The organism is Thermodesulfobacteriota bacterium, assembly GCA_040756475.1.
In the GTDB taxonomy this organism is placed as follows: Bacteria; Desulfobacterota; Deferrisomatia; order Deferrisomatales; family JACRMM01; genus JBFLZB01.
On sequence record JBFLZB010000219.1, the window covers coordinates 1 to 7328 of the forward strand.

Annotated in this window: 6 protein-coding genes; 3 read left to right on the forward strand and 3 right to left on the reverse strand. The window is 72.1% G+C overall.

Annotated elements, in window-relative coordinates; translation table 11 throughout:
• The coding region (locus tag AB1578_20690) for a hypothetical protein (protein ID MEW6490313.1) at window positions 1–450 on the forward strand (450 nt) is incomplete at its 5' end.
• A 2-nt stretch (window positions 451–452) separates the two neighbouring features.
• Window positions 453–869 (forward strand): hypothetical protein, encoded by a 417-nt coding sequence (locus AB1578_20695; GenBank protein MEW6490314.1) that lies wholly within the window; start codon window positions 453–455, stop codon window positions 867–869.
• A gap of 80 nt (window positions 870–949) precedes the next feature.
• Here AB1578_20695 and AB1578_20700 read toward each other — a convergent pair whose 3' ends face one another.
• Complete coding sequence (locus tag AB1578_20700) at window positions 950–2215, reverse strand: DEAD/DEAH box helicase (GenBank protein MEW6490315.1); 1266 nt, start codon at window positions 2213–2215, stop codon at window positions 950–952.
• Window positions 2216–2361: 146 nt separating this feature from the next.
• Between AB1578_20700 and AB1578_20705 the strand changes: the two genes are divergently transcribed.
• Window positions 2362–3318 (forward strand): calcium/sodium antiporter, encoded by a 957-nt coding sequence (locus AB1578_20705; GenBank protein MEW6490316.1) that lies wholly within the window; start codon window positions 2362–2364, stop codon window positions 3316–3318.
• A gap of 45 nt (window positions 3319–3363) precedes the next feature.
• Here the strand turns inward: AB1578_20705 and AB1578_20710 are convergent, their stop codons facing one another.
• Complete coding sequence (locus tag AB1578_20710; protein ID MEW6490317.1) at window positions 3364–4500, reverse strand: PQQ-dependent sugar dehydrogenase; 1137 nt, start codon at window positions 4498–4500, stop codon at window positions 3364–3366.
• A gap of 88 nt (window positions 4501–4588) precedes the next feature.
• The coding region (locus AB1578_20715) for an insulinase family protein (GenBank protein MEW6490318.1) at window positions 4589–7328 on the reverse strand (2740 nt) is incomplete at its 5' end.

Genomic DNA, 7328 nt, shown 5'->3' on the forward strand with positions numbered 1-7328 from the left:
AGCTTCGCCCGCGCCGTCCCGCGGCCCCTGGCGGTGGGGTCCCACATGGGAGAGGCGGTGGACGTGCTCCGAGAGGCGGTGGCGGCGGCCGGCGGCGTGCGGTTGACCCCCGCGGGAACCGGAGACCTGTGCCACGGCGACCGCAAGGTGGCGGGCTCGAGTGCCTTTGCGGGCCGCGGCGCGTTCTTCTACCAGGCCAGCCTCCTGGTAGATGCGGACCTCGGGTTGGTGGACCGCTACCTGCGCCACCCCGGCCGGGAACCCGCGTACCGGCGGGGCCGCCCCCACCGGGAGTTTCTCACGACCCTGCGGCAGGCGGGGTGCACAAAGCCCCTTGCAGCCCTGGCCCGAGATCTGGAGGCGGCCCTGGCGCTGGCCCTGGGGGCAATTGCCCCGGAAACGCAAGACCTTGGAGACGCCCCGGCGGCCCGCCGGGGCAGGGAGGAGTGAACATGAGGCGGTCCTGGATCGTACTGTGGGGTGCCGCGGCGTTGTGGGGGTGCAGCGGGGGGGGCGAGCCCTCCGGAAAGGGGGGCGCTGCCCCGGAGCCGGCCGCCAGCGCGTTTGCGGCCATCGAGGCCGAGATCCTGGTGCCGGCGTGCGCCCGGCCCGGCTGCCACGCGGGGGAGCGGGCGGCCGGGGGCCTGGATCTCTCCCGGGGGAAGGCCTACGCCGATCTGGTGGGCGTGCCGGCCACCCGGCGGCCGGACCGGCTCCATGTGAAGCCCGGCGACCCGGAGGGCAGCTACCTGGTGCAGCGCCTCGTCCCGGGGGGAGACACCCCCCTCATGCCCCTGGGGGGCCGGCCCCTTCCCGAAGCCGACATCGAGCGGATCCGCGCGTGGATTCGGGACGGAGCGAAGAAGTGAAAAGTGAAAAGTGAGAAGTGAGAAAGCAGGGGGGGGCGCTCTTCACGTCTCACCGTTTGCGTTTCTCGGTTTCCACTGCTTCACCGCCGCCGTCCGCCGGAGCGGGGCGGCGGTCGGCGGTTGGGGGGCCGGCGGGCTTCCCCCTCCGCCTCGGGGCGCTGACTCCGGGGCGGGCGCGGCACCTCGGTTGGGAGGAGGTCGTCGTGCACCGGAGCCACGGGGATCTTGTGGCCGATATAGCCCTCGATCTCCCCCAGGCTGTACACGTAGTCCTCGCAGGCGAGGCTCACGGCCTTGCCCGACGCCCCGGCCCGGGCGGTGCGCCCGATGCGGTGCACGTAGTCCTCGGCGTTCTGGGGGAGGTCGTAGTTGAAGACGTGGGTGATCTTGTCCACGTGCAGGCCCCGGGACGCCACGTCGGTGGCCACGAGGATCTTCACCTCTCCCGACATGAACTTCTGCACGATCTTGAGGCGCCGGGCCTGGTCCACGTCGCCGCTGAGCACCTCGGCGGGGTAGCCGTTGCGCTCCAGCCTCTCCTGGACCATGTTGCCGGCCCTCTTGGTGTTGATGAAGACCAGCGCTTTTTCCCAGGGCTCGGTGCGGAGCAGGCCCAGGAGCAGGCGAAACTTCTCCCGGGAGCTCACGTGGTAGAGTACCTGCTCCACCTTCTCGGCGGTGACGCGGTCGGGGCTGATCTCCACCAGCCCGGGCGCGTTCATGTACTCGTAGGAGAGCTCCATCACGCGGTCGCTGATGGTCGCGGAAAACAGCAGGCTCTGGCGCTGGTCGAAGGGCGACATCCGTTTGAGCATGAAGCGGATGTCCCCGATGAACCCCATGTCGAACATGCGGTCGGCCTCGTCGATGACCGCGATCTCCACGTCCTTCAAGTGGTAGACGCGCTGCTTGAGGTAGTCGATGAGGCGGCCCGGGGTGCCGATCAGCAGGTCCACCCCCTCGGCCAGGTCTTCTCGCTGCTTGCGGTAATCGATGCCTCCGTACACGGCCTGGCAGCGGAAGGGCAGGTTGGCGCCCACCTGTACCGCGTCGCTGTGCACCTGTACGGCGAGCTCCCGGGTGGGGGTGAGGACCAGCGCCCGGGGGCACACCCCCCTGGTGGGGCGCCGGGGGGTGCGCAGGAAGCGGTCGAAGATCGTCGCCAGGAAGGCCAGGGTCTTCCCGGATCCGGTCTGGGCCTGCACGGCCAGATCCTTGCCCTGGAGCGTGACGGGGAGGCTGCGGGCCTGGACCGGCGTGAGGCGCGTGAAGCCGCAGGCGGCGATCCCCTGCTTGAGCTCGGGAGGAAGTGCCAGTTGATCGAACTGAAGGTCGGTGAATTGCATGGTGCTCCATCGGGGCGCGGCGCCGCATGGGCGGCCGCCGGGTGGGCGAAGGCCGTCAATCTAGGTGGATTCCGCCCGAGAGTCAACGCGCTGGGCACCCTTAGAAACCAATACCCCATCTTGGGGCGGGGTCCGGGAGCCCTCCCGTGCTGACCGGGCTCGGGCTCGTGGCCGTGGGGGTCGTGCTCCTCTACTATGGGGCGAACCTGCTCGTGCGCGGCGCCTCGCGGCTCGCGGCGAGCTTCGGGGTGGCCCCTGCGGTGGTGGGGCTCACGGTGGTGGCCTTCGGCACGAGCCTGCCCGAGCTCGTGGTGAGCGTCACCGCGGCCCTGCGGGGCAACGCAGACATCGCGCTCGGCAACGTGGTGGGCTCCAACATCGCCAACGTGGGCCTCATCCTGGGCCTGGGAGCGTGCCTTCGGGCCATGACGGTGGAGTTCACCCTGCTCAAGCGCGAGGTGCCCATGGGCCTGGGAGCCGTGGCCCTGGTGGTGGTCCTGAGCGCAGACGGGCTGCTGGGCAGGGTCGATGCCCTGATCCTCCTGGCGGCGTTTTGCGGGTTTCTCTACTGGAGCGTCATGGTGGAGCGCCTGGCCCCCGAGGGAGTGCAGGCGGCATACGGACGCACGGCCACCGGACCCGGAGAGAAGGGCAGGGACTGCCTGCGCACCCTGTGGGGGCTCGTGGGGGTGCTCCTGGGGGGGCACTGGCTGGTGGAAGGGGGGGTCGCCGTGGCGGCCGGACTCGGCGTGCCGGCCGTGGTCATCGGGCTGACGGTGATCGCCGTGGGCACGAGCCTTCCCGAGCTCGCCGCGTCACTCGTGGCCATGGCCCGGGGGGAGGACGACATCGGCGTGGGCAACGTGCTCGGGTCGAACCTCTTCAACCTGCTGGGCATCCTGGGGGTTGCCGCCCTGGTCCACCCCATCCACGTCCCCGACACCTTCTTCCGGTTCCAGTACCCGGTTCTGGCCGCCTTCACCCTGGCGCTGCTGCCCATCATGCGGGTGGGCCTGGGCATCTCCCGCGTCGAAGGCGCGCTCCTCCTGGGCTGTTACGGCGCGTACGTGGCCGCCCTGTTCCTGGTGCCGGCAGCGCGGTGAAACCGCGGTCAGCGGTCAGCCGTAGGGGTGACGCAGGCATCGCCCCTACGGCTCCAGGCGCAGGAGGCGCCCCCGCGGGGAGTCGGTGAGGAGGTAGAAGCGCCCGTCGGGGCCCTGGCGCACGTCGCGAATGCGCTCTCCCAGGTCCGTGAGCAGCCGCTCTTCCCCCACCACCTTCTCGCCGTCCAGCGCCAGGCGCACCAGCATCTGTCCCCGCAGGGCCCCCACGAGGAGCGAACCCTTCCAGGCGGGGAAGAGGTCGCTCGTGACAAACGCCATGCCGGAGGGGGCGATGGAGGGGTCCCAGTAGTAAAGGGGCTGCTCCATCCCCTCCCTGTGGGTGCCGACGCCGATCTTCGCCCCGCTGTAGTCGCGCCCGTAGGTGATGACGGGCCAGCCGTAGTTTCGGCCGGCGCGCACCACGTTGACCTCGTCGCCCCCCTGGGCGCCATGGTCGACGAGCCACAGCTCGCCGGTCTCGGGGTGGAGGGCCGCGCCCTGGGGGTTGCGGTGTCCGAGGGAGTAAGTCTCGGGCCGGTAGCCGGGCCGCCCCACGAAGGGGTTGTCGGCGGGAACCGCGCCGTCGGCCTCCAGGCGGATCACCTGGCCCCGGTGGATCGAGGTGTCCTGCACCCAGTCCTGCTGCGCCCGGTCCCCGGTGGTGAGGTGGAGCCGCCCGTCGCGCCCGAAGACCAGGCGGGAGCCGAAGTGGCGCCCGCCCCCCGACTTGGGCACCTGGCGGAAGAGGACGCGGAAGTCCTCGAGCCGGTCCTCCCCCAGTCGGCCCCGCCCCGCCGCCGTGCCCCCGCCCCCCTCCCCGGGCTCCGCGTAGGTGAGGTACACCAGGCGCGAGGTCGCGAAATCGGGGGCCAGGGCCACGTCCAGGAGGCCCCCCTGGCCCCGGGCGTACACCTGGGGCACCCCCGCCAGGGGCGGAGAGAGGGCGCCGTCCGGGGCCACGAAGCGCAGGCGCCCCGGCCGCTCGGTCACCAGCATGCGCCCGTCGGGCAGGAAGGCGAGCCCCCAGGGGTGCTCCAGCCCCTCGGCCACCGTCGTGACCCGCAGGGGCCCCTGCTCGCTGGGAAAGGTGCGCTCCCCCGATACCGGAGCCGTCCCCGCCCGGCAGGCGGCGAACGGCAGGAGGAGGGCGAGGACCAGACACAGGGCGGTGCGGGAGATCATGGCGTCACCTCTCGGGGCGTAGGGCATGGGGCATAGGGCACGAGACTACCCCGCCCACCCCAACCCGCAACGTGCCACCCGCCACGCGCTACACCTTCTCGATCTCCAGCGCCTCCTCCCCCAGCTCCCCGTTGGCGCGGCGCAGGGCCTCTTCGCTGGCCACCACGGCCACGGCGCTGCCGGGCCGGCCGGACACCAGGTACTGTTCTGCCAGGGAGGCCAGGGAGCCGCGGTCGGCGGCGAGCACTCCTTCCCGGAAGCGCTGGCGCAGCTCCCGGTCGAGCCCCACGCGCCGGCAGGCGAACTCCCGGGCAGCCTTGCCGCCGGGGGACAGGGGCGTGTCCAGGTCGCTGAAGACCCCCAGCACGGCCTCCTTCACGTCCTCGTCGCCGAAGGCCCCGCCGGCGGCCCAGCGGGCCGCGTCGTCGAAGACCCGCAGGGTGCGCACCACGTGGGGATCCCGATAGGAGAGGAGCGAGAACAGCCCCGCCTCGGGGGCGTAGCCCGCCATACCCCCGTAGGCGCCGCCCCGCTCCCGGATCTCCCGGTGCAGGTAGGCCGCCTTGAGGAGCTTGGCCAGCACCGCGAGCCCGGGGGCGTCCGGGTGGGCATAGGGGACCCCGGGGAAGACCCGGGCCACGTAGGAAACCGGCACCGAGGCGGCGAGCCCCCGGCGGCAGGGCGCGGGGGCAAAGGGGCCCGGAGCAAAAGCGGAGCCGTTGCCGCCCCCCGGCGGAAGGCCCGCCAGAAAGGGCTCCAGCGCCTCACGCACCCGGGGGAAGAACCGCTCCTCCCCGGCCACCGCGCAGCTCGCCCGCCCTCGCCGGGGCAGGGCCGCCGCGATGGCCCCCAGCCGCTCGGCGCACGCCCCCAGGTCCTCGGGGGGACGTCCGGCGACCTCCCGGACGAACCGCAGGTGGGCCACGCCCGACCAGCGCTCCTTGAGCTTTCCCGCGGGGGTGAGGCTCGCCGCGGCGGCCCGGGCCGCGTAGCGGTGCCCCAGGGCCGGAAGGGAGTTCTCCAGGTTCACCCGGAGCTGGTTGAGGATGGTGTGGAGCCGGTTCCGGTCGGCGAAGTCGGGGGAGCCCAGGAGCTCGGCGAGGATGTCGTAGAGCTTGCCCTGGTTGGGCTCCAGGGCCTTGCCGCTCACCTCCACGACGGGACGAAAGCCTCCCCCACGCGGGTCCTCCAACACCCCGGCCCCGGCCCCCACCCCCCCGGTGGCCGCGGCGATCCGCTCCGCCACCTCGGTGTAGGGCCGGCCCCCTGCCCCCACGAGCGGCAGGGCCGCGCAAAAGAGGGGGAGGTAGGGGGCGAGGTCTTCGTCCAGGTCTTCTGCGTCCAGGTGTGCCAGGAAGTACCCGATGCCGTTGGTGGGCTGATCGAACCAGTGGACGGGCACCCCGGCCGGGGCGTCTTCGCCCTTCCCGGTCACCCACCGCTCCTCCGGGGGAATGTCCTCCAGCCCCACGGCGGGGAGCACCGAAAGGTCTTCTTCCCCCTCCTGGGCCTCTCGAAGCTCCCGGGCCCGCCGCACCAGCTCGTCTCGCTCTTCCGGGGTGAGGCGCGCCTGGAGGTCGGCCAGCCGCCGGGCCTCCTCCGCGTCCTCCCGGGCCTTGAGCTCGGGGTCGGGGGCCAGGGTCAGGGTCACCCGGTGGGGGTTCTCCAGGAGGTGGCGCCAGATCAGGCCCTCGAAGTAGGGCCCGGCTTCCACGTCGCGCCGCAGCCGGGCCAACCGCTCGCCCACCCGCAGGGCCTCGGCCGGGTCGGCACCGTGGATCCACGGCCCCATGAGGCGCGAGAGCAGCGACAGGGCATAGGGGTAGTGGTCGCCCCGCACCTCCCGGTGGGCAAACTCCACCTGCTGGATCGCCCCCTCAATGCGCTCCCGGCTGAAGCCCGTGCGGGCCGCCTCCTCCAGGGTGGCGAGGATCAGGGCCTCGATGGCCTCGGCCCGGTCGGGCTCGGTGCCCTGGAGGCCGGCGGCAAACAGGGTCTCCCGGTTCTCGTCCTGGAAGCCTGAGCCCGGGGCGAGATTCGCCCCGAGCTTCGAGTCGAGGAGCGCCTTGTGGAGGGGCGCGCCCGCGTTGCCCAGGAGGAGCTCCGAGAGCAGATCCAGCCCCAGGCGCTCCTGGTGGTCTGTGATGGGGCAGGCGAGCCAGGCCACCTGGACCATGGTCTTTCCCGCCGTGGGCTCCCCCGCCTCCACCGGAAAGCCCACTGTCACCTTCCGGGGGCTGGCAAAGCGCGCCTCCAGACCCACCGCGGTGCCGGGGTCGATGCGCCCGAAATCCCCCAGGGCTTCCCGCGCGGCGAACTCCAGGTGGGGCGGCAGCGGCAGGTCGCCGTAGGTAAAGAAGTAGGCGTTGCTGGGGTGGTAGCAGGCGGCGTGGAAGGCCTTGAGCCCCTCCCAGGTCAGCTCCGGGATGTGCCGGGGCTCGCCCCCTGCGTTCTTCCCGTAGGGGGTCGTGGGGTAGAGGACCTCGGCCACCCGGGTGCCGAGCAGCGAGCGCGGGTCGCTCATGTGACCCTTCATCTCGTTGTACACTACCCCCTTGCGGGCCAGGGGAGAGGAGGGGTCTTCCGGGTCCTCGAACTCCAGCCGGTGCCCTTCCTGGCGGAAGTCTCGCTCCCGCAGGAGGGGAAAGAACGTGGCATCCAGGTACACCGCCATCAGGTTGTAGAAGTCCGTGCGGTTCTGGGTGGCAAAGGGATACAGGGTCCAGTCGTCGGCCGTGAGCGCGTTCATGAACGTGCTCAGGCTCCGGCGCAGCATGGCGAAGAAGGGGTCGTGCACCGGGAACTTGCGAGACCCGCACAGCACCGTG